General features: G+C 68.1%; 23 protein-coding genes. 6 read left to right on the top strand and 17 right to left on the bottom strand.

The features are described 5' to 3' along the window. Nucleotides 1–23 precede the first annotated feature (23 nt). The 4 genes from rpoZ to ACFWPX_RS23805 all read right to left on the bottom strand — a co-directional run bounded on the left by rpoZ (nt 24) and on the right by ACFWPX_RS23805 (nt 2,180). The gene (rpoZ, locus tag ACFWPX_RS23820; protein WP_056810542.1) at nt 24–302 is read right to left on the bottom strand and encodes a DNA-directed RNA polymerase subunit omega; all 279 of its coding nucleotides are present in this window, start codon (nt 300–302) and stop codon (nt 24–26) included. Nucleotides 303–329: 27 nt separating this feature from the next. Continuing rightward, nucleotides 330–914, bottom strand: a complete 585-nt coding sequence (gmk, locus tag ACFWPX_RS23815) for a guanylate kinase (protein ID WP_056810544.1) — start codon at nt 912–914, stop codon at nt 330–332. A gap of 6 nt (nt 915–920) precedes the next feature. Further along, nucleotides 921–1,241 carry an integration host factor, actinobacterial type gene (gene mihF, locus ACFWPX_RS23810; protein ID WP_056815410.1) on the bottom strand — a complete coding sequence of 107 codons (321 nt, stop codon included), beginning with the start codon at nt 1,239–1,241 and terminating at the stop codon, nt 921–923. Between the two features lie 348 nt (nt 1,242–1,589). After that, a complete protein-coding gene (locus ACFWPX_RS23805) occupies nt 1,590–2,180 on the bottom strand; it encodes a TetR/AcrR family transcriptional regulator (protein WP_378929135.1) in 591 nt (196 codons plus the stop codon). Between the two features lie 30 nt (nt 2,181–2,210). Here ACFWPX_RS23805 and ACFWPX_RS23800 point away from each other — a divergent pair, with 30 nt between their 5' ends. Continuing rightward, the gene (locus ACFWPX_RS23800; protein WP_378929134.1) at nt 2,211–2,555 is read left to right on the top strand and encodes a DUF6463 family protein; all 345 of its coding nucleotides are present in this window, start codon (nt 2,211–2,213) and stop codon (nt 2,553–2,555) included. A 4-nt stretch (nt 2,556–2,559) separates the two neighbouring features. Here ACFWPX_RS23800 and ACFWPX_RS23795 read toward each other — a convergent pair whose 3' ends face one another. The 3 genes from ACFWPX_RS23795 to ACFWPX_RS23785 are packed head-to-tail and all read right to left on the bottom strand — an operon-like array spanning nt 2,560 to nt 5,001. Then, the gene (locus tag ACFWPX_RS23795; protein WP_378913001.1) at nt 2,560–3,216 is read right to left on the bottom strand and encodes a response regulator; all 657 of its coding nucleotides are present in this window, start codon (nt 3,214–3,216) and stop codon (nt 2,560–2,562) included. After that, entirely contained in the window at nt 3,207–4,331 is a 1,125-nt protein-coding gene (locus ACFWPX_RS23790) for a sensor histidine kinase (protein WP_378929133.1), read from the bottom strand. The genes ACFWPX_RS23795 and ACFWPX_RS23790 overlap by 10 nt, the downstream gene beginning before the upstream one ends. A 19-nt stretch (nt 4,332–4,350) precedes the next feature. Beyond that, nucleotides 4,351–5,001: a DedA family protein gene (locus tag ACFWPX_RS23785; protein ID WP_378929132.1), complete on the bottom strand. Its 651-nt coding sequence runs from the start codon at nt 4,999–5,001 to the stop codon at nt 4,351–4,353. A 156-nt stretch (nt 5,002–5,157) separates the two neighbouring features. Between ACFWPX_RS23785 and ACFWPX_RS23780 the strand changes: the two genes are divergently transcribed. Beyond that, nucleotides 5,158–5,928, top strand: a complete 771-nt coding sequence (locus ACFWPX_RS23780; RefSeq protein WP_378929131.1) for a serine hydrolase domain-containing protein — start codon at nt 5,158–5,160, stop codon at nt 5,926–5,928. A 65-nt stretch (nt 5,929–5,993) separates the two neighbouring features. Here the strand turns inward: ACFWPX_RS23780 and pyrF are convergent, their stop codons facing one another. From pyrF to ACFWPX_RS23740, 8 genes are all read right to left on the bottom strand, one after another. Continuing rightward, nucleotides 5,994–6,815, bottom strand: a complete 822-nt coding sequence (gene pyrF / locus ACFWPX_RS23775; RefSeq protein ID WP_378929363.1) for an orotidine-5'-phosphate decarboxylase — start codon at nt 6,813–6,815, stop codon at nt 5,994–5,996. Nucleotide 6,816: 1 nt separating this feature from the next. Continuing rightward, nucleotides 6,817–10,179: a carbamoyl-phosphate synthase large subunit gene (carB, locus tag ACFWPX_RS23770; protein ID WP_378929130.1), complete on the bottom strand. Its 3,363-nt coding sequence runs from the start codon at nt 10,177–10,179 to the stop codon at nt 6,817–6,819. Then, entirely contained in the window at nt 10,179–11,291 is a 1,113-nt protein-coding gene (gene carA / locus ACFWPX_RS23765) for a glutamine-hydrolyzing carbamoyl-phosphate synthase small subunit (protein WP_378929129.1), read from the bottom strand. Before carA ends, carB begins: the two co-directional genes overlap by 1 nt. Beyond that, nucleotides 11,288–11,803, bottom strand: coding sequence for a transporter (locus ACFWPX_RS23760; RefSeq protein WP_378929128.1), 516 nt, complete (start codon nt 11,801–11,803; stop codon nt 11,288–11,290). The genes carA and ACFWPX_RS23760 overlap by 4 nt, the downstream gene beginning before the upstream one ends. Before the next feature lie 12 nt (nt 11,804–11,815). After that, nucleotides 11,816–13,114 carry a dihydroorotase gene (locus tag ACFWPX_RS23755; protein ID WP_378913009.1) on the bottom strand — a complete coding sequence of 433 codons (1,299 nt, stop codon included), beginning with the start codon at nt 13,112–13,114 and terminating at the stop codon, nt 11,816–11,818. Beyond that, complete coding sequence (locus tag ACFWPX_RS23750) at nt 13,111–14,064, bottom strand: aspartate carbamoyltransferase catalytic subunit (RefSeq protein WP_378913010.1); 954 nt, start codon at nt 14,062–14,064, stop codon at nt 13,111–13,113. Before ACFWPX_RS23750 ends, ACFWPX_RS23755 begins: the two co-directional genes overlap by 4 nt. 76 nt (nt 14,065–14,140) lie before the next feature. After that, complete coding sequence (pyrR, locus tag ACFWPX_RS23745; protein WP_378627016.1) at nt 14,141–14,776, bottom strand: bifunctional pyr operon transcriptional regulator/uracil phosphoribosyltransferase PyrR; 636 nt, start codon at nt 14,774–14,776, stop codon at nt 14,141–14,143. A gap of 305 nt (nt 14,777–15,081) precedes the next feature. Beyond that, complete coding sequence (locus ACFWPX_RS23740) at nt 15,082–15,933, bottom strand: SAM-dependent methyltransferase (RefSeq protein WP_378913012.1); 852 nt, start codon at nt 15,931–15,933, stop codon at nt 15,082–15,084. A 101-nt stretch (nt 15,934–16,034) separates the two neighbouring features. Here ACFWPX_RS23740 and ACFWPX_RS23735 point away from each other — a divergent pair, with 101 nt between their 5' ends. The 4 genes from ACFWPX_RS23735 (at nt 16,035) to ACFWPX_RS23720 (ending at nt 18,286) form a co-directional block, all read left to right on the top strand. Further along, nucleotides 16,035–16,592: a TetR/AcrR family transcriptional regulator gene (locus tag ACFWPX_RS23735; protein ID WP_378913013.1), complete on the top strand. Its 558-nt coding sequence runs from the start codon at nt 16,035–16,037 to the stop codon at nt 16,590–16,592. 64 nt (nt 16,593–16,656) lie between these two features. Next, nucleotides 16,657–17,241, top strand: coding sequence for a GNAT family N-acetyltransferase (locus tag ACFWPX_RS23730; protein ID WP_378929127.1), 585 nt, complete (start codon nt 16,657–16,659; stop codon nt 17,239–17,241). Nucleotides 17,242–17,436: 195 nt separating this feature from the next. Further along, on the top strand, nt 17,437–17,727 hold the full coding sequence (locus tag ACFWPX_RS23725) for a hypothetical protein (RefSeq protein ID WP_378929126.1): 291 nt from the start codon (nt 17,437–17,439) through the stop codon (nt 17,725–17,727). Nucleotides 17,728–17,857: 130 nt separating this feature from the next. Further along, the gene (locus tag ACFWPX_RS23720; protein ID WP_378929125.1) at nt 17,858–18,286 is read left to right on the top strand and encodes a DUF6463 family protein; all 429 of its coding nucleotides are present in this window, start codon (nt 17,858–17,860) and stop codon (nt 18,284–18,286) included. Nucleotides 18,287–18,299: 13 nt separating this feature from the next. On the opposite strand, the gene ACFWPX_RS23715 is transcribed toward ACFWPX_RS23720, so the two are convergent. Next, nucleotides 18,300–19,211: a DMT family transporter gene (locus tag ACFWPX_RS23715; protein ID WP_378929124.1), complete on the bottom strand. Its 912-nt coding sequence runs from the start codon at nt 19,209–19,211 to the stop codon at nt 18,300–18,302. A 64-nt stretch (nt 19,212–19,275) separates the two neighbouring features. After that, complete coding sequence (locus tag ACFWPX_RS23710; protein ID WP_378929123.1) at nt 19,276–20,799, bottom strand: FAD-dependent monooxygenase; 1,524 nt, start codon at nt 20,797–20,799, stop codon at nt 19,276–19,278. Nucleotides 20,800–20,932: the final 133 nt, after the last annotated feature.

Genomic DNA, 20,932 nt, shown 5'->3' with positions numbered 1-20,932 from the left:
CTACGCCTCCGGACTAGAGATTGTCACTCGCCCTCGGTGTGTTCGAGCAGGTCGGAGTGAATTTCGCGCATGGCGACCGACAGCGGCTTCTCCTGCAGACCCGGCTCGACGAGCGGGCCGACGTACTCGAGGATGCCGTCACCGAGCTGGTTGTAGTAATCGTTGATCTGACGGGCGCGCTTGGCCGCGTAGATCACCAGGGCGTACTTGGAGGACGTGCGCTCGAGCAGCTCGTCGATCGGGGGGTTGGTGAGGCCGATCGGAGTGTCGTACGCGGGTACTGCGGTGATGTCCGTGCTCACTAGGGGTGACTCCTGCGGGTTAGTGGGTCAAGAACTCGAATTTGTGCTAACGAACAACGATACCAACTGCTCACAAGCGGTCGTTACCTCGCTGTTCACGATGACCGTGTCGAACTCGTCACAGGCCGCCAATTCGACCCGGGCCGTCTCGAGCCTGCGCTCGATCACCTCGGGCGTCTCGGTGCCGCGTGAACGCAGCCGCGAGACCAGTTCTTCCCAGCTCGGCGGCGCGAGAAACACCAGCAGTGCTTCCGGCATCGCCTGCCGGACCGACCGTGCACCGGCCAGGTCGACTTCGATCAGTACGGAAAGTCCGCTCGCCAGCGCTTCTCGCACCGGGGCGGCGGGGGTGCCCGATCGCTGCAACCCCCCATGGATGTCTGCCCATTCGAGCAATTCGTCCGCCGCGATCATGGCGTCGAACTCGACTCGGGAAACGAAGCGGTAATCGAGACCGTCGACCTCGCCGGGACGGGGGTCCCGCGTCGTGGCCGACACACTGAAGACCAATTCGGGCAGGCGTTCCCGCACGCACCGCACGACCGTGGATTTACCCACGGCCGAGGGGCCGACCAGTACTACCAGCCGGCCCTTCCGCGTGTTTTTGTCCACCAGACTTTAGGCGTCGAAGTCGAAGCGGGTGAGCAGCGCGGCGCGCTGCCGGGCACCGAGACCACGGAGACGACGCGTAGGCGCGATCTCCAGCTCGGTCATGATCTCCGCCGCCTTGACCTTGCCCACCTTCGGCAGAGCCTCGAGCAGCGCAGAAACCTTCATCTTGCCGAGAATCTCATCGGACTCGGCATCGGTGAGGACCTGCTTCAGGTTCGTTCCACCGCGCTTCAGGCGCTCCTTGAGCTCTGCCCGAGCGCGGCGAGCGGCAGCCGCCTTCTCCAGAGCAGCGGCGCGCTGCTCATCAGTCAGCTGGGGAAGGGCCACGGGTTCCTCCGTCTCATCGTTCATTGCCAGATCTACCGCCGGTTACCCGGACGGTCTGTGCGACCGTACCCACGGTGCGCGCCGATTGCGAACCCGACCCCCAGGTCAGGGCAGGATTACGAATGCCGTATGGCGCGCGCGGACCCGATGCGGTGACGGCTGATTCCAACGTCTCGATCGTACAGCCGAATTACTGAAATGCATCCCCACCTGCGGTTATACCGATATGGGCGATGATAGCCACCAGGTAGCGCGAGGGCCGCGTGCCGCCCTGGCAAACCCGGTGGCGCGCGACCAGCGGGTTTCCTGAAAAAGCCCGCGTGTCGCACGATTTCGTACAGCGTGTCGTCAAGATCGGGCACGAAACTCGTCGAGAACCGCACCCGACGCGGTCGCCACAACCTCGTCGATCCAGTCCGGAATCGGGGCCGCGCGGGCGATGTAATCGCGGACAAGACCGTACGGAATCGCCTTCACGGCGGCGCCCGCGATGGCCAGCGATCGGTCGTCGGCGATCCCGAATTCGGTCACGACGGCAGTCAGCAGGGCGGCGTTCATCCCGTCGTTGACGCCGGCGATCGCGGCTCGCAGATCCTCGGCGCCGACCTCGAGGAGTTCGTCGCGATGGAACATCTTCATCGCCCGCGCCTCGGTGGGGTGCGCGCGGCAATAGCGCGGCAGGAACACGGCGGCGGACAGCAGCGGCGCGGGGCCGGTCAGTGCCGTGACGAAGCCCTCGTGGAAGCGGCGGATCGACCGCAGCCACAGGCGGGCGAGCAGTTCGTCACGTGAGGCGAACCGCACATAGATCGACCCCGAGTGCACACCGGCGGCCGTGCCGATCGCCGTGATGGCGGGCCGGGTGATCGCGGGGTCGGCGAGCAGATCGCGGGCCGCGTCGAGCACCTGATCGTCGGTGAAAAGGCGGGGTCTTGCCACCGGATCAGCCTAGTGGCACAGTTTATGAATATGGATTCAAGAACAAGATTCCCGCTCGCCGGTGCGCTGCTCACCTTCATCGGCACCGCCCATACCGCCCTCGGCGTCGCGCTGTTCTTCGCCGCCGATCAAGATGCCGAGCTCACCTTCTGGTTCACCGAGTTCGGCGTGGTCAGCATCGGTTTCGGCATCGCGATCATCGCGCTGGAGCGCGCGCTGGGGTATGTGCCCGGCGCGGTGCTGCTCGTGCTCGGCGCGGTCACGGTGTCCGGCCTGGCGTTCATGCCGCTGTCGGGGTTCCTGACGGTGCTGGCGCCGCTCGGCATCGGCGCGTTCGGCTGGTGGCGGGCCAGGAACGAGCGGGTCGCGGCCTGAGCGGTCACCCCTGCGCCGCACCCGCCCGCAGGTGCTCCAGGATGGCGAGCACCCGCCGGTTGTGTGCCTCGCCTGCCGGTAGGTCCAGCTTGGTGAAGATCGCGTTGATGTGTTTCTCGACGGCGCTGCGGGTGACGTAGAGCTGTCCGCAGATCGCCGCGTTGCTCAGGCCCTGCGCCATGAGTTCGAGCACCTCGCGTTCGCGCTCGGTGAGCCGGTGCAGTGGCGAGTCGGCGCGATTGTGCAGCAGCAACTGACGGACCACCTCCGGGTCGAAGGCGGTGCCGCCGGTGCCCACCCGGTCGACGGCGTCGAGGAATGAGCCGATCGCGGCGACCCGGTCCTTGAGCAGGTAGCCGATGCCGCCGGTGCCGGTGAGGAACTCCGCCGCGTGCCTGCGCTCGACGTACTGTGACAGCACCAGGATCGCGATTCCCGGCTGGTCGCGGCGGATCTCCAGCGCCGCTCTGATCCCCTCGTCGACATGGTCGGGCGGCATCCGCACATCGGCGATGACCAGGTCGGGCGGGCGCACTCGCACAGCGGCGAGCAGTTCGGTCGCGGTGCCGACGGAGTCCACGATCTCGTGACCTTCGGCGGTGAGCAGCTGGGCCAAGCTCTCGCGCAGCAGCGCGGAGTCCTCGGCCAGGGTTATCCGCACGGAACCTCCACGGTGATGATCGTCGGGCCGCCCGGCGGGCTGTCCACTGTCATGGTGCCGTCCAGCGCGGTGACGCGGGTGGCGATGCCGGTCAGGCCGTGTCCGGTGGGGTCGGCACCACCTTTTCCGTCGTCGCGGACACGCAAGCGCACTGTGCGGCCGCCGCGCTCCACCGCGACCTCGACGGCCGTGGCTCCGGAATGTTTGATGGCGTTGGTGATCGCCTCGCTCGCGGTGAAATAACAGGCCGATTCGACCGGCCGGGGTGCGCGTTCATCGAGGTCGACGGTCAGTCGCGTCGGCACCGGGGTGCGGTCGGCGAGGGCTTCGAGGGCGGCGCGCAGGCCGTCGCGGGCGAGCATGGCCGGGTAGATGCGCCAAGAGACCTCGCGCAATTCGTCGAGGATGTGCCCGGTCTCGGCGATCGCACGCCGTCGCAGGTCGGCGCGCCCGTCCTCGTCGGCCGCCCGGTCCATCCGGCCGAGCAGGATCGACAAGGCGACCACCCGCTGTTGCACACCGTCGTGCAGATCGCGTTCGATACGCCGCCGTTCGTCGTCGATCACCTCGACCACCTCGGCGCGGGTGGTGGTGAGCTGGGCGACCCGCTGAGCCAGTTCGTCCTGGCCAGGGCGCGTGCTCCGGCGCAGGCACCAGGCTTCGGCCCGCACCACCCCGAGCAAACCCTGCACGGCGAGGAAGCCGAGCACCGCGCCGGGAAGTGCGAGCACGGTGACCGTCGCCCAGGTGACCTGCCCGGGTTCGGTCGCGTCGATGATCGGCACCGCGGCGCCGGTGCTCGCGCCGTAGACCACGGCCACCGCGACGACGACCCCCAACCCCGACAGGGCGAGCACCAGCACGCCGAGCACGCCGACCAGCGCGCGGACCGCCAGATATCCCGCGGCTCGCGCTCCGCTCGGCGCGCCGTTCGACCGCACGCCGAGCAACCGGGTGAGACGCCGGTGCTCCCCCTGGGCGATCCGGTCGGTGAGGTTCGCGGCGATCGGCGTGGCGAGCACACCGAACAGGTCCAGCGGCACGGTGAGCACGCCGAGCAGATATCCCGCGACAGCGGCGGCGACGCGTGACGATCGCGCCGTGGAGGTGCTCATCGCCCAATTCTCGCGAATCTCATCGGCCGGTGCTCGGCTGCGCCTGCCGCTGACGCACGCGCCGGACGACGAACACCGTCGCGGCCACGAGCACGGCGACGATCACGGCCTTCTGCAGGATGCCCGCGTAGGTCTCGACGACGTGCCAGTTCTCGCCGAGAAAGAAGCCCGCGAACACGAAGACCGCGTTCCACAACAGGCTGCCCGCCGTGGTCAGCAGCGTGAAGCGGATGAGGGGCATGCGTTCGACGCCCGCGGGGATCGAGATCAGGCTGCGGAAGATCGGGATCATCCGGCCGAAGAAGACTGCCTTGTCGCCGTGGCGGGCGAACCAGTCCTCGGTGCGGTCCAGGTCGGACAGTCTCACCAGGGGTACCCGGTCGACGATGCGGCGCAGGCGGTCGCGGCCGAGTGCGGCACCGAGGCCGTAGAGGGCGAGGGCACCGACCACCGAGCCCAGGGTGGTCCACAGCAGGACCTCGGCCAGGCTGAATCGCCCGCGGCCGGCAGTGAAGCCTGCCAGCGGCAGGATCACCTCGCTGGGCAGCGGGGGGAAGAGGTTCTCGAGTGCGATAGCGAGGCCGGCGCCGAAGCCACCGAGCTGTTCCATCAGCTGTACCGCCCACCCGGCGATGCCGGTCAGTTCGGTCGAATTCCCTGTCGTATCCATGCTTTCGACGCTAGGTAGCCGGGACCCCGCGATCAGTAGCGTCAACCACCCGGTTCGATGCGGCGCGACCGCAGCTCGGGGGTGGGGTTTTCCGCACCCCTGTCGCGGGGCGTACACCATCGCTGCGGGCCGGACGCGTCCCTAGCGTCGAAAGGTATGCGACAGAAACTGTTTCGGGCCTCTGTGGTCGTTGTGGGCACCGTGCTGGCGGCCACACTGATGGCCGCTCTGGTCCTCGTGACGGCACGGTGGCGGGTTGTCGGGGATACGGTCGAGGCCACCGCGCGCTGGAACGACACCGATGTGGTGTTGCGAGTCTCCGACGGCGAGCGGCAGCGCGAATGGCAATACGAGGGCAGCGCGGCCGGGCAGGCGAGCACGCCGGGACCGCACAGCAGGTTCCGGATCGGCAGCATCACCAAGACCTTCGTCGCCACCGTCGTGCTGCAACTCGTCGACGAGGGCAAGGTCACGCTGGACGGTTCGATCGCCGCGCACCTGCCAGAGCCGATTCCCGGTGGCGACCGGATCACGGTGCGGCAGTTGATGAATCACACCAGCGGGCTCTACGACTACATGAAAGAGCCGGGCATGTCGACGAACCGGTGGCGCGGCGACGACCGGTTCCGCACGCACGCACCGCGTGATCTGCTCGCCACCGCGGTGGGCCACGACCCCTATTTCGCACCGGGCGCCCGCTTCCGGTACTCGAACACCAACTACATCGCCCTCGGCCTGCTGATCGAGCACGTGACCGGGCACCGCTACGGCGACGAGATCCGCGACCGTGTCCTCACACCGTTGCGGTTGACCGCCACCACCGTGCCAGGCGAGGACCCTCGCGTCCCCGCGCCCGCCCTCACCGCACACCGTGACATCGACGGTGCGGGCCGGGTGGACGTGACCGCGGTCGGCGACTTCGCCTGATCCGGCGGCGCGACCGACGACGAGGCCGGGGCAGCGTTTCGCTACCCCGGCCGGTCGTCGTGTTCTCAACGCTGCAGGAAGGCGAACTCCTCTTGCAGCTGAGCCGTCTTGTCGCACAGCGCCGTCACCGACGGGCCCGCGTTGAGCACCTCGCGCGAGACCGCCGGTACGGCGGCGGCGAAGTTCGCCTCGGTGACCAGGGCGCGGATGGAGTCCGCTCCCCCGCCTTGCGCGCCCACACCGGGCATCAGGATCGGGCCGTTGAGGGCCGACAGGTCGGGCGCCTCGGTGAGTGTCGCACCGACGACCACGCCGACGGAGCCGAAACCGGACCCGGCGTTGCGGGCCGCGGCCTCGTCGACCATCGTCTGCGCGATGGTGCGCCCGTCCGCGGCGGTGATCCGTTGCAGTTGCGCCCCTTCGGGATTGGACGTCGCCGCGAGCACGAACACTCCACGGTGATTGTCCTGCGCCAGGCTCAGCGCCGGGTCGAGGGACCCGAAGCCGAGGTATGGCGAGACCGTCACGGCGTCCGAACCCAGGGGCCCGTCGCCGAGCCAGGCGTGCGCGTAGGCATCCATCGTGGAGCCGATATCGCCACGCTTGGCATCGGCCAGCACCAGGGTGCCCGAGGCCCGCAGCACCGAGATGGTGCGCTCGAGCACCGCGATGCCGCCGGAACCGTAGGTCTCGAAGAACGCGACCTGCGGCTTCACCAGGGCGACCCGACCGTCGAACGCCTCGACACAGATCTCGGCGAAAGCCTCCAGCCCGTCGACGTCTTCGGTGAGCCCCCACGCCCGCAGCAGGGCGGGGTGGGGGTCGATGCCGACGCACACGGGTCCGAAATGCCGCATGGCGTGCTGCAATCGGTGGCCGAATGTCATGTCAGCCACGCAGTTTCGAGTGCAGTTCCTGCAGCGAGCGCACCCCGATGCCGCCGTTGATGCCTGCCTCGATGCCCTGCACCGCCGCCGCCGCGCCCTGCACGGTGGTGATGCACGGGATGTTCGCGCCCACTGCTGCGGTGCGGATCTCGTAGCCGTCCACGCGGGGGCCCGAGTTGCCGTAGGGGGTGTTGAACACGATGTCGATCTCGCCGTCGCGGATCTGCTCCACGATGGAGGCCTCCGGCATGCCGGTGGCCGGGTCGGTGGCCTCCGGGTCGGAGTGCTTGCGTGTCTGTTCACACGGAATGCCGTTGCGGCGCAGGGTTTCCGCAGTGCCCGAGGTGGCGAGGATGCGGAAGCCTAGGTCGTGCAGGCGCTTGATCGGGAAGACCATGGCGCGCTTGTCGCGGTTGGCGACCGAGACGAACACGGTGCCCTCGGTGGGCAGCGAGCCGTAGGCGGCGGCCTGGCTCTTGGCGAAGGCGGTGCCGAAATCGGCGTCGATGCCCATGACCTCGCCGGTGGACTTCATTTCCGGCGAGAGCAGCGAGTCGATTCCCGACCCGTCGGCGCGACGGAACCGGTGGAAGGGCAGCACAGCTTCCTTCACCGCGACCGGCGCGTCGAGGGGCACGTGGCCGCCGTCGCCTTCGGGCGGCAGCATGCCTTCCTTGCGCAGGTCGGCGATGGTGGCACCGAGCATGATGCGTGCGCAGGCCTTCGCCAGCGGTACGGCGGTGGCCTTGGAGACGAACGGAACCGTCCGGCTCGCACGGGGATTGGCTTCCAGGACGTAGAGCACGTCGTCCTTGAGCGCGTACTGCACATTGAGCAGGCCCTTGACGCCGATGCCCTTGGCCAGGGCGATCGTGGAGCGTCGCACGGCCTCGATGTCGCTGCGGCCCAACGTGATCGGGGGCAGCGCGCAGGCGGAGTCACCGGAGTGGATGCCGGCTTCCTCGATGTGTTCCATCACGCCGCCGAGGTAGACCTCGTCGCCGTCACACAGCGCGTCGACGTCGATCTCGATGGCGTCTTCGAGGAACCGGTCGACCAGGACCGGGTGATCGGGGCTGAGCTCGGTCGCGCGGGAGATGTAGCCCTCGAGGGAGGTCTCGTCGTAGACGATCTCCATGCCGCGGCCGCCGAGCACGTAGGACGGGCGGACCAGGACCGGGTAGCCGATCTCGTTCGCGATCTTCTTGGCCTGCGCCACGTTGGTGGCGGTGCCGTACTTGGGCGCGGGCAGGCCCGCGGCGACGAGCACGTCACCGAACTCGCCACGGTCTTCGGCCAGGTCGATCGCGGCCGCGGAGGTTCCGACGACGGGCACGCCCGCGTCGGTGAGCCGCTGCGCCAGACCCAGCGGAGTCTGTCCGCCCAGCTGGACGATCACACCGGCGACGGTGCCGGACTCGGCTTCGGAGTTGTACACCTCGAGGACGTCCTCGAAGGTGAGCGGCTCGAAGTAGAGGCGATCGGCGGTGTCGTAGTCCGTCGACACGGTTTCCGGGTTGCAGTTGACCATCACGGTCTCGTACCCGGCGGCCGAAAGTGTCTGCGCCGCATGGACACACGAGTAGTCGAACTCGATGCCCTGACCGATACGGTTCGGGCCCGAACCCAGGATGATGACCTTTTCGCGCTCGTGCTGCGGCGCGACCTCGGACTCCGCACCGGGATCCAGTTCGTAGGTGCTGTAGTGGTACGGGGTCTTGGCTTCGAACTCCGCGGCGCAGGTGTCGACGGTCTTGTAGACCGGGCGCACCTGGAGACGGTGACGCAGCGAGCGCACGCCTGCCTCGCCCGCGAGCTCGGGACGCAGGGCCGCGAGCTGACCGTCGGACAGGCCGTAGTGCTTGGCGCGACGCAGCAGATCCTCATCGAGGACGGGCGCGTCGAGAACTTCCTGACGCAGCTCGACCAGACCGAGAACCTCGGCCACGAACCACGGGTCCACACCGGAAGCCAGCGCGACCTCTTCGATGCTCGCGCCATAGCGCAGCGCACGTTCGACCTGGTAGATGCGACCCTCGGTCGGCACGCGCAGGTCGGCGAGGATGGCTTCGATCGCCTCGCGCACCGAGGCCGGATCGCTCGGATCCGCCGGGGCCCACTGGCCGTCGTCGGTGGTCCAGAAGCTGGCGGCCTTGGTCTCGAGCGAACGCAGCACCTTGCCGAGCGCCTCGGAGAAGTTGCGGCCCATCGACATCGCCTCACCCACCGACTTCATGGTGGTGGTCAGCGTGGCGTCGGCGCCGGGGAACTTCTCGAACGCGAACCGCGGCGCCTTCACGACGACGTAGTCCAGCGTCGGCTCGAAGCTCGCCGGGGTCTCGCCGGTGATGTCGTTGACGATCTCGTCGAGGGTGTAGCCGATCGCCAGCTTGGCCGCGATCTTGGCGATCGGGAAACCGGTGGCCTTCGACGCCAGCGCCGAGGAGCGCGACACACGCGGGTTCATCTCGATGACGATCAGGCGGCCGTCGGCCGGGTCCACCGCGAACTGGATATTGCAGCCGCCGGTGTCGACGCCGACCTCGCGCAGGATCGCGATACCGAGATCGCGCATCTTCTGGTACTCGCGGTCGGTGAGGGTCATCGCGGGGGCGACGGTGACCGAGTCACCGGTGTGCACACCCATCGGGTCGACGTTCTCGATCGAGCAGACGATGACCACATTGTCGTTGCGGTCGCGCATGAGCTCGAGTTCGAACTCCTTCCAGCCGAGGATGGACTCCTCGATCAGGACGTTCGCGGTCGGCGAGGCGGCCAGACCGCCACCGGCGATCCGGTCGAGGTCTTCCTCGTTGTAGGCCATGCCGGAGCCGAGGCCACCCATGGTGAACGACGGGCGCACGACCACCGGGTACCCGAGGTCGGCGACAGTCTCGCGGACTTCGTCCATGGTGTAACAGACGGCGCTGCGGGCACTCTCACCGCCGACCTTGGCGACGATGTCCTTGAACTTCTGCCGGTCCTCACCGCGCTGGATGGCGTCGAAGTCGGCGCCGATCAGCTCGACGTTGTACTTCTGCAGCACACCGTTCTCGTGCAGCGCGACGGCCGTGTTGAGCGCAGTCTGCCCACCGAGGGTGGCCAGGATCGCGTCGGGGCGTTCCTTCTCGATGACCTTCTCGACGAACTCCGGGGTGATCGGCTCGACGTAGGTGGCGTCGGCGAACTCCGGGTCGGTCATGATGGTCGCCGGGTTGGAGTTCACCAGCGAAACGCGCAGTCCTTCGGACCGCAGCACCCGGCACGCCTGGGTACCGGAGTAGTCGAATTCGCACGCCTGGCCGATCACGATCGGGCCAGAGCCGATCACCAGGATGTGCTTCAGATCCTCGCGGCGAGGCATCAGGCTCCTTCCATGAGACCGGCGAAACGGTCGAACAGGTATGCGGCGTCGTGCGGGCCTGCGGCGGCCTCGGGGTGGTACTGCACCGAGAAGGCGCGGCCGTCGATCAGCCGCACACCCTCGACGGTGCCGTCGTTGGCGCAGATATGGGAGACCTCGGCCTTGCCGAACGGGGTGTCGAACACCTCGCCGCGCTCGCCTTCCAGGGCGAAGCCGTGGTTCTGGGCCGTGATGGAGACGCGGCCCGTGCCCTCTTCGATCACCGGGATGTTGATGCCGCGGTGGCCGAACTTCATCTTGTAGGTCGAGCGGCCAAGCGCCCGGCCCAGGATCTGGTTGCCGAAGCAGATGCCGAACAGCGGGATGCCGCGCTCGAGCACACCCTGGGTGAGCGCGATCGCGCCGACCTGGGTGGCCGGGTCGCCGGGGCCGTTCGACAGGAACACACCGTTGGGGTTCAGCGCGAGAATGTCGTCGAGGGAGGTGTTCGACGGCACCACATGGGTGCGCACGCCGCGCTCGGCGAACATGCGCGGGGTGTTGGTCTTGATGCCCAGGTCGACCGCGACGACGGTGAACTTGTGGTCACCCACCGGTTCGATCGTGTACATCGCGTCGGTGCTGACCTCTTCGGCGAGGTCGGCGCCCAGCATCGAGGCCTGGCCGTTGACCCTCGCGAGGAGCTCCTCGTCGTTGGCCAGCGCGGCACCGGAGAAGATGCCTGCCTTCATCGAACCGCGGCTGCGCAGGTGGCGGACCACCGCGCGGGTGTCGATGCCCGCGATGCCGACCACGTCCTGGCGGTCGAGTTCGTCGGTCAGCGTGCCGGTGGCGCGCCAGTTGGAGGAGACCCGCGAGGGGTCGCGCACGGCATAACCGGCGACCCAGATCTTGGCGGACTCGTCGTCCTCGTCGTTCCAGCCGGTGTTGCCGATCTGCGGGGCCGTGGCCACCACGATCTGGCGGGCGTAGCTGGGGTCGGTCAGGGTTTCCTGGTACCCGGTCATCGCCGTGCAGAACACGGCCTCACCGAGCGTCTGGCCCTCGGCACCGAAGGCGGTACCGCGGAATACGCGGCCGTCCTCGAGCACCAAGGCTGCTTTTACTGTCATTCGTCGTCTCCCGTCGTCGCCCTGGTGGAATCCGCTGTCCCGGCCGTCCATGCCGGGTACACCGTCTTGTCGTCACCGCGGAAACCGGTATCGATCTCGGTTCCCGTCGGCAGTGTCCAGCGAATTACCAGCACACCATTTTCTGTCATCACTTTGCCCGCGTGGCCGCGCTCGGTACGCACGGCTGTCACCGATTCCTGCGGAATCCAGATCACCGTGGCGCCGTCGCGTTCGAGCAGAATTCCGCGTTCGAACCGCGTCAGTTCGGCGGTCGCCCGGAATCCCAGGTCACCGACCGCGATCCGGTCCTGCCAGCTGGGCGCGATGGTGCTGCCCAGGTACATACCGGTGGTCGGTTCCAGTAGTTGTGCGCCCAGTTCGGCCGGCACCGTCGGCAGTTCGCCGATGCGTGCCTGCTGCCGCGTGGCCTTCTTCTGCCATGCCCGGTACATCAGCCACAGGCATGCAACGAAAAATGCCAGCAGCCCGACTACCCACAGCGTTCTTTCCACGTCCTGGCCTCCCTAGATCCCGACCGCCTTGCCCTCGCGGGCAGTTACCCGGCCGCGCAGCACGGTGGCTGTGACCTCGGCCGGGAACGTCATGTCCTCGAACGGTGTGTTGTTCGAGATGCTCGCCAGTTCGGCGCCGCGCACCGTCCACTCGGCGTCGGGGTCGATCAGCGTGAGGTTGGCGGGCTCGCCCACCGCGATCGGGCGGCCGTGGTCGTCGAGGCCGACGATCGCGGCGGGCTTCTCGCTCATCACCCGGGCGACACCGCGCCAGTCGAGCAGGCCGGGCTCGACCATCGTCTGCACGATGATCGACAGCGCCGTCTCGAGGCCGAGCATGCCGGGGCGGGCGGCCGCGAACTCGCAGCACTTGTCCTGTTCGGCGTGCGGGGCGTGGTCGGTGGCGACGCAGTCGATGATGCCGTCGGCCAGCGCCTGGCGCAGGGCGGCCACGTCGGCGGATTCGCGCAGCGGCGGGTTCACCTTGTTGACCGCGTCGTAGGTTTCCAGACGCGAGTCGTCGAGCAGCAGGTGGTGCGGGGTGACCTCGGCGGTGATCGAGATGCCCTGGGACTTGGCCCATTTCACCAGCTCGACGGTGCCCGCGGTGGAGGCATGGCAGATGTGCACGCGGGCGTTCGCATCGCGAGCGAGCAGCGCGTCGCGGGCGACGATCGACTCCTCGGCGGCACGAGGCCAGCCGTGCAGTCCCAGGCGCGCGGCATTGGGGCCCTCGTGCGCGATGGCGCCCTTGGTCAGGCGCGGCTCTTCGGCGTGCTGGGCGATGAGAACGCCGAGGGAGTTCGCGTATTCGAGGGCGCGGCGCATGATCAGCGGGTCGTCGACGCAGTGGCCGTCGTCGGAGAACATCCTGACCTGGCCGATACCGGCGGCCATGGTGCCCATCTCGGCGAGCTGCTTGCCCTGCAGGCCGACCGTGACGGCACCGACCGGGAACACGTCGACGAGGCCGACTTCCTGGCCGCGACGCCACACGTGGTCGGTGATCACCACCGAGTCGGCGACCGGACTGGTGTTGGCCATCGCGAACACCGCGGTGTAACCACCCAATGCGGCTGCGGCGGAACCGGTTTCGATGGTCTCGGTGTCTTCGCGGCCGGGTTCACGCAGGTGCGTGTGCAGATCGACGAAGCCGGGCAGCAGGATCTGGCCGTTGCCCTCGATCACGTCGGCGTCGCCGGAGGCCGTGATGCCCGTGCCGATCTCGGCGATGATGGTGCCGCGCACCAGCACGTCGACGGGGTCACCTTCGCCGTAGGGCTTGACGTTCTTGATCAGCAGCTCACTCATACCGTTTCCTCCTGACCGACGAGCAGCCGGAACAACACGGCCATCCGCATGTGCACTCCGTTCGAGACCTGCTGCAGCACAGCCGATTTCGGCGAATCCGCGACCGCCGAGGCGATTTCCATACCGCGCAGCATCGGGCCGGGGTGCAGGACCACCGCGTCGTCGTCGAGCAGTGCGAGCCTGCGCTCGGACAGTCCGTAGTTGATCGAATATTCGCGGGCCGACGGGAAGAACCCGCCGTTCATCCGCTCGGCCTGCACGCGCAACATCATCACAGCGTCGGCACCGGGCAGTTCGGCGTCGAGGGAGCTCGAGACCCGGGCGGGCCAGGCCTCCACGCCGACGGGCAGCAGGGTGCGCGGCGCGACCAGCACCACTTCGGCGCCGAGAGTATTGAGCAGCGAGACGTTGGAGCGGGCGACCCGGCTGTGCAGGATGTCGCCGACCAGCACGATCCGCTTGCCTTCGATATCGCCGAGGCGCTGACGCAGGGTGAGTGCGTCGAGCAGGGCCTGGGTGGGGTGCTGGTGCGTGCCGTCGCCGGCGTTGATGATCGACGGGGCGGCGCGGTTCTCCTCGCGGGCCCACTGCTCCATCCAGCGCGCGATCTGGTGCGCGGCGCCCGAGGCGGGGTGGCGCACGATCAGCGCGTCGGCGCCTGCGGCGTGCAGGGTGAGCGCGGTGTCGCGCAGCGATTCACCTTTGGAGACAGACGAACTCGACGCGCTCACGTTGATCACATCGGCGCTCATCCACTTGCCCGCGACCTCGAAGGACACGCGGGTGCGGGTGGAGTTCTCGTAGAACACCGTCATCACGGTGCGGCCGCGCAGGGTCGGCAGCTTCTTCACCTCGCGGCCGAGCAGGGCCTGTTCGAAGCGTTCGGCTTCATCGAGGAGTTCGGTGGCGGTGCCGCGATCCAGGTCGGCGACCGTCAGAAGGTGCTTCACGCCTCCACCTCGCTGGCGCTCGGCTCCGGCGTGAACCACTGGGTGGCTCTGTCCATGGTTCGGTCGCTACGCTCCCTCACTGCTCCTGTCCTTCCTGATGCAGATACACGCCGTCACGACCGTCGTGCTCGACCATGAGCACCGAGATGTCCTCGGCGCGCGAGGTGGGCACGTTCTTGCCCACGTAGTCGGCGCGGATCGGCAGTTCACGGTGCCCGCGGTCGATGAGGACAGCCAGCTGCACGGCGCGGGGGCGGCCGAGGTCGCGCAGGCCGTCGAGGGCCGAGCGGACTGTGCGGCCCGAGAACAGCACGTCGTCGACGAGGACGACCAGGGAGTTCTCGATGCCGCCGTCGGGGACCGAGGTGCGCTCGAGCGGGCGGTGCGGGCGGCTGCGCAGGTCGTCGCGATACAGCGTGATGTCGAGGGAGCCGAGCGCGGGACGCACACCGGAGAATTCCTCGATCTTGTCCGCCAGCCGGTTCGCCAGAGTGGTACCGCGGGTGGGGATTCCCATGAGAACCACCCGCGGTGCGTCGGCGTCGCCGGAATCCAAAGCGGTCTTCTCGATGATCTGATGCGCGATACGCGCTACGGTCCTGGTTACGTCCGATGGCGACAACAACTCGCGGCCGGCTGCCACCCACTCCGGGGTGTGCCGCTGCGATGTTTCGCCCGCGCCGGTTTTGGCCGCCCGTTCGGGCACAGCCATGCCGACCTCCTTCCCCGCCTCACCGGACGGTCCGTTAAAGGATGCCTAACTCGCCCGTCAGCCTATCAGCGCCACCGAGTGCCTTTGACCAGGTAGGCCCACCTGTGAGCGCGACCACGGACCGCCGATGGACGACCGCTGCCGTGTCGGCGATCACATGCGCGCCGAAAGTCCAGTGAGCGCGCATGTTTCACTGCCACACACCGCCGCTGTGACGGCCGGCGCGAACCGGTCCGTGATCGCCTTCACGTCGTCGGCACGGCCTTGATAACTGCCGCCGCCCGGCGCGAATGGTTCGCCTTCGATCACACCCGCTCGGCGAGCACGACACCGACCGCCGGGTCGTTCACCGCCACGTCTCGGCCGAGCGGAACGACCATGTCGTCCCACGCGCGGAACCGGGTGCGCCAGCCGTGCTCGACGAGCCACTGCTCCCCCGGCCGCCCCGCATCCAGCGGTGGGGTCTGCGCATCATCGTCACCGCCGACGAGTCGGCGGAGTTCGGCGTAGGGCGCGGCGTCGGGATCGACCGCGAACCGGCTGAGGCCGAATCGGCTCCCGGGCGCGGACAGCGCCGTCAGTGTCGCCACCGTGCCGAGGTGATCTTCGGGCGGGAGGTACGCCAGCGCGCCCTCGTCGATCCAGTGTGTCGGTCGGCCGGGGCGAAATCCGTGCTCGCGCAACGGGACAGCCCAGTCTGTTCGCAGGTCGATCGGCAGGACGTGCCGCCGCGCCGTCGGTGTGGCGTCCGCGGCGCGCAGCACCGGTTCTTTGAAAGCGAACAGCTCGGGCAGGTCGAGTTCGTAGACGGTGACGTCGGCCGGCAGACCGAGCCGGTAGGCGCGGGTATCGAGACCCGCGCCGAGCAGGACGATCTGGCGGCATCCGGCGGCGACAGCCTCGGCCACCTGATCGTCGACCAACCGAACGCCGACGGATCGGCCCGCGAAGAACTGTTCGGCTAGCGCCTCGACTCGTCGCCACCGCGCTGTGCCGCCCTCGGTACTCGCGAAATCGCGGCGCGCGGCGTCGACGAATGCCGTGGCGAGTGGGTCGTCGTAGAGCCGATCGGGCCTGCGCGACTCCTGCTCACGGATCAGCGCGACCCCGATCGCTGTCAGTGCCACCCCTGCGGTGGGCACATTCACCTGTGTCATCTACTCCTCCTGAAGAACTAACTTGCCGACCGGCTAGTGATCTCGGTCATGGTCCGAACGGTAGGCTCGCCCTAGCCGGTCGTCAAGCAAAGGAAAGCCCCGTGGACGGACGTCGTAGCGACACCAGGGAACGTATTCGCACAGTGGCGATGGAACTGTTCTCCGAGCGCGGCTACGAGAAGACGTCGCTGCGCGAGATCGCCGAGCGGCTCGGTGTCACCAAAGCCGCGCTGTACTACCACTTCCGGACGAAGGAAGACATCGTCGTCAGCCTGTCCGACGATCTGCGCCGCGGCATCGACGACATCGTCACCTGGGCCGAACAGGCTCCGCCGGGGTCCGAGCGCGCCGAGCAGATCCTGCGCCGCTACAGCGCGCTACTCCACAGCCTCGGCCGTGACATGGTGCGGTTCTGGCACGAGAACCAGCCCGCGTTCCGCGACCTCGGTTTCGGTGCGGGCCTGCGCTACCAATTCCGTGTCCTCGCCGATCTCATGACCGGCCCTGGCGCCACTCCGCTCGACGTCTATCACGCCCGGCAAGCCCTGCTCGCGATCAGCTGGAGCCTGTCGATGATGGGCGATCTCGAGCTGACCGACGACCAGATGCACACCGCCGCAACGGATATCGCGATCGATATCCTCGCCCGGATCCACTGACCGGTCACCGTCGGGCACCCGGAAACACGTTGCCGGGTGGAGGCGTGGTCGGCCATCATCGGTCATGACCATCGGCACCAGCGCCCATTCCGGCTCGACACCGCCGGAGCGGATCGAGCTGGGCGATCTCGTGCTGCGCCGCTGGCGAACCGGCGACCTGACGCGCCGGTTCGCCGCGCTGACCGCTTCACACGCCCACCTGCGCCCGTGGATGTCGTGGGCGGAGCAGCCACCGACGCTCGCCGGACAACGCCGATCGCTGCAGACCTCGGCCGCGCACTGGCCGACGCCCGACGGCGGCTATCTGTACGGGATCTTCACCGCGAGAGGCGAGGTGGCGGGCGGCATCGGACTCCACGACCGGATCGACCCCGGCGCCATGGAGATCGGTTACTGGTGCCACGTCGCCCACACCGGCCGGGGAATCATCACCCGCGCCGCCCACGCACTGACCACCACCGCGCTGGCCCTCCCCCATATCGGTCGCGTCGAAATCCATTGCGACGCGGCCAATGTCCGCAGTGCGGCGGTGCCGAAGCGGCTCGGATACGACCTGGTCAGCACTGCCACACGCCCGCGCACGGCACCCGCCGACTCCGGTATCGGAATGGTCTGGGCGACAACAGGCTGCCGTTCGGACGACCTGTGAGGTCGCTTGTCGGCCGATGACCCACGGACTAGACTGTGACGCGCACCACATCGCGACGGTGAGTTCGTACCGCCGCCCAGAGCGATCGTGATCCGATCGGAGCGCCGGGTCACGGTGTTCGATCGCGACCCGCCGTTCGCTGGGCCGGGCCCCAGTCACTCCACTCCCGCTCGACCGCGCAAGGAGATGACCGCCATGACGGTTGCCGTCGAACTCGACTTCCCCGGCTCGACCCTCGAACAGTACGACCAGGCCCTGGCGAAGATGGGCTTCGTGCACGGCGGCTCGGGCGGCCCGGGCCTGCTGTTCCATCTGGTCAGAAAGACCGACAACGGGTTCCACGTCACCGATGTCTGGGAATCCCCCGAGCAGTTCCAGAGCTTCGCCGAAACCACCCTCGGCCCCATCGGCATGGAAGTGGGCATGCCCAACCAGCCCACCATCGAAATCCACGAAATCTACAACTACCTGGCCCAGGGCAACTGACCTCGCCGATTCGCCGCCGAGGTCAGCGTTCCTCGTGTGCCACATGCCATATCCCACCCTCTATACGCACCCGTATATGTGCCGATACGCTCGGATTTGTACGGTTCCGTATAGAGGTTGGGAGTCAGCTATGGAACGGCCGAGTGTGAATCGGACGATCAAGTGGGCAGGGCGGGTCATCGCGATCATCGGCATCGGGCATCTCACGCTCGGCATGCTGGCCAGCTGGTCCTATTTCGATGACTGGCTGTCGTTGGACCTGTGGGGCCATTGGTGGGAGGACACCGGTGCGGCCAACGCCTTCTGGGCCAACCCCGCCGGGTTCGGCTGGCCACTGTTCATTGTCGGGCTGCTCGTTGTCTGGATGGAACGGAACGGGATCGTTCCGCCGCTCTTCCTGGCCTGGATGGTGCTCGGCTGGGGCGTGATGTGTGCCGTCATCGTCGAGCCGACCCCGGGACCGATCGTGGTGGTTGCCGCGGTCATGCTCCTGCGCGGAATCCGCAGCGCCGCTCCACCTGCCGGAACACCGTCGCCGGACCTGGTATCCCGCGCATGATCGAGTCGAACCGTCACAGCGGCGCGGGCGGTTCCGGCGCAGCCTGACGGGTGGGCAGAGCACTGATCGTCAACGCCAGCATGACCAGTGCGATGCCCGCGAGTTCCAGCGCGGTGGGCCGTTGCGCGAGAGCGATCGCGCCGACGACGGTCGCGGTCGCCGGGAGTAACGCGAGCAGCAAAGCGAATCGAGCACGGCCCACCGCGGTCAGCACCACCTGGTCCAGCGCATACGGCACCGCGCTCGACAGCACGCCGACGCCGAGACCGAGCAGCCAGGTCCGGGGGTCGGCGAACACGGCGGCGTCGATCGCCAGCTGCGGAATCAGCACGAACGGCGCCAGCAACACTGCCGCGGCCGCCATGCCGACAGCCAGGGAATCCTGGCCGTCACCGGTGTCTGCGACGCGTTTGCCGACCAGGATGTAGGCCGCCCACAGAACGGCCGAGGCGAGCGCGAAACCCACCCCGACCGGCTCGACGTCGAGTTGCACACCGGCCAGCAACACCACCCCGACCGCCACCAGCGCCACAGCGAGCAGGTCGCGCGCCCGTCGCGAGCCCAGCGTCGCGACGGCGACCGGACCGAGGAATTCGATCGCGACGGCGGTCCCGAGCGGGATGCGCGCGATCGCCTCGTAGAACACGATGTTCATCGACACGGTGACGATTCCGAAGCCCGCCGCCGTCGCGATGCCCCGCCGCGTCCAGCGGGTTCGCCACGGACGCCGCCACGCCAGCAACGCCACCCCCGCCGCGGCGGCGCGCAGCCAGGCGACGGTGGCCGGTTCGGTGGTGTCGAACAGGAATACGCCGAGTGCCGCGCCCACATATTGCGAGGTCGCCGCGACGATGAACACCATCGGCACCGACCAGCCGGGTAGCGAGCGCGTCGCCGGCCGTTCGGTTGTCGAGATCGAATTCATCCCAGGAGTAATCCACAGAAGGGCACGGATTTCAACGCGCCGAGGACTTCCCGCGTCGGCGCGATTACTGGACGCCGAACCACTTGGTCAGCGCCGCACGCATATCGGCTGCGGCGTGGTCCGATGACTCGTCGATCGTCGCCGCCCAGGCGATGTGACCATCGGGGCGGATCAGGAGAGCATCGGCCGAGCGATCGACAGTCTTGGCTGAGTGGACCTCGACGCGCGGCGCCCACTCCCCGACGATCTCGCGCAGGTCGGCACGATCGGCCAGGTCGAGGAAGACCGGTCGCGCGGCGTGCATGAGTTCGGCGACGGTGGTGGTGCCCTGATCGGTGTGCAGGATCAGATCGGGGGCGAAAGTGCCGGTGAGCGAACGGTTTCCGGGTTCCGGGTAGCGCAGATCGGTGCCCGCCACGAGGGCTCCCATGCGGCGCAGCGCGGGTTCGTCGGAGAGGAGTTCCTGGAACACCGCGCGCAATGCCTCGGCGGCGGGATCCTGGCCCTGGCGCAGTGCCGCCTGGGCGCGGGTCTGCAGCAATGCGCGGCCACCGGCGAAGTGACGTTCGGAGTGATAGGTGTCGAGCAGGTCCGCCGGCGCCCAACCGCCGATGTCGGCGGCCAGCTTCCAGGCCAGGTTCACCGAATCGGTCATGCCGAGGTTCATCGCGGCACCGGTGGCGGGCAGCAGGTGGGCCGCGTCACCGGCCAGGAAAACCCTGCCCACCCGGTAGTTCTCCGCCTGCCGGTCCTGGAACTGGTAGCGCGACAAGCGGGTCGGCGCGCCCAGCGGAACCTCCGCGCCGAGCACGCGCCGCACGCTGTCGCCGAGTTCGGCCATGGTCAGCGGTTCGTCGTTGTCGTATTCGGCTTCGTCGTTCTCGGTGGTCTGGAAGAACATCACCCGGTCCTCGGTGCTGACCCGTCCGAGCGCGAACACCCCGTTGTCGGTGCGGGTGAATCCCGGATCGATCCGGCCGAGGCCGGGTACCTCGATCCCGCCGTCTGCGAGCACGGTCACCGACTCGTGCACTGCGACCACCGCCAACCGGTTGACCTCCGGATAGGTGCTGCCGGGGAATTCGATTCCCGCCAGTTCGCGGATCCGGCTGCGGCCACCGTCGCAGCCGACCAGGTAGCGGGCGCGCACCCGGTACGGCCCGTCCGGCCCGTTCACCTGCGCGATCACCACGTCGTCGTCCTGGGTCACCGCGACCACCTCGTGTCCGCGCCGGATCTCGGCGCCGAGGTCGACGGCGTCCTCGGCGAGGAGTTCCTCGACCCGCGCCTGCGGAATCGCCATGGCGTGCATCGGAGTTTCGTCGAGACCGGTGAAGTCGAGGTACACACCGCCGAAAGGGAAGATCGGCTTCGGACTCGGGTCACCGCTGACCGCCGTCATCCGGTCGAGCAGTCCACGGAAGCGCAATACATCCAGAATCCGCCCACCGAGACCGCTGGCCTTCTGCGCGGTACCGGGCTGTTCCCGGCGTTCGAGCACCAACGGCCGCACCCCGGTCCGACCCAGCTCCCCCGCGAGCATCAATCCGGCGGGCCCGGCGCCGACAACGATCACGTCGGTGGTCATCTCTTGCATGTTGTTGTCACTCCCGAATGTGGCTGGTCCCTGCATTGCCCAGCGATTGTGCAGCACCACCGGGGCCTTGCCGCAAGCCCCCGGGTGAGCTATAAGTTAGAAGGGGCAACGAGTGTGTCGGCCG

It is taken from the genome of Nocardia sp. NPDC058518, from assembly GCF_042719655.1.
Lineage (GTDB): Bacteria > Actinomycetota > Actinomycetes > Mycobacteriales > Mycobacteriaceae > Nocardia.
Note: the sequence above shows the minus strand (reverse complement) of the source record. Positions and strands in the feature narration are given on the sequence as shown.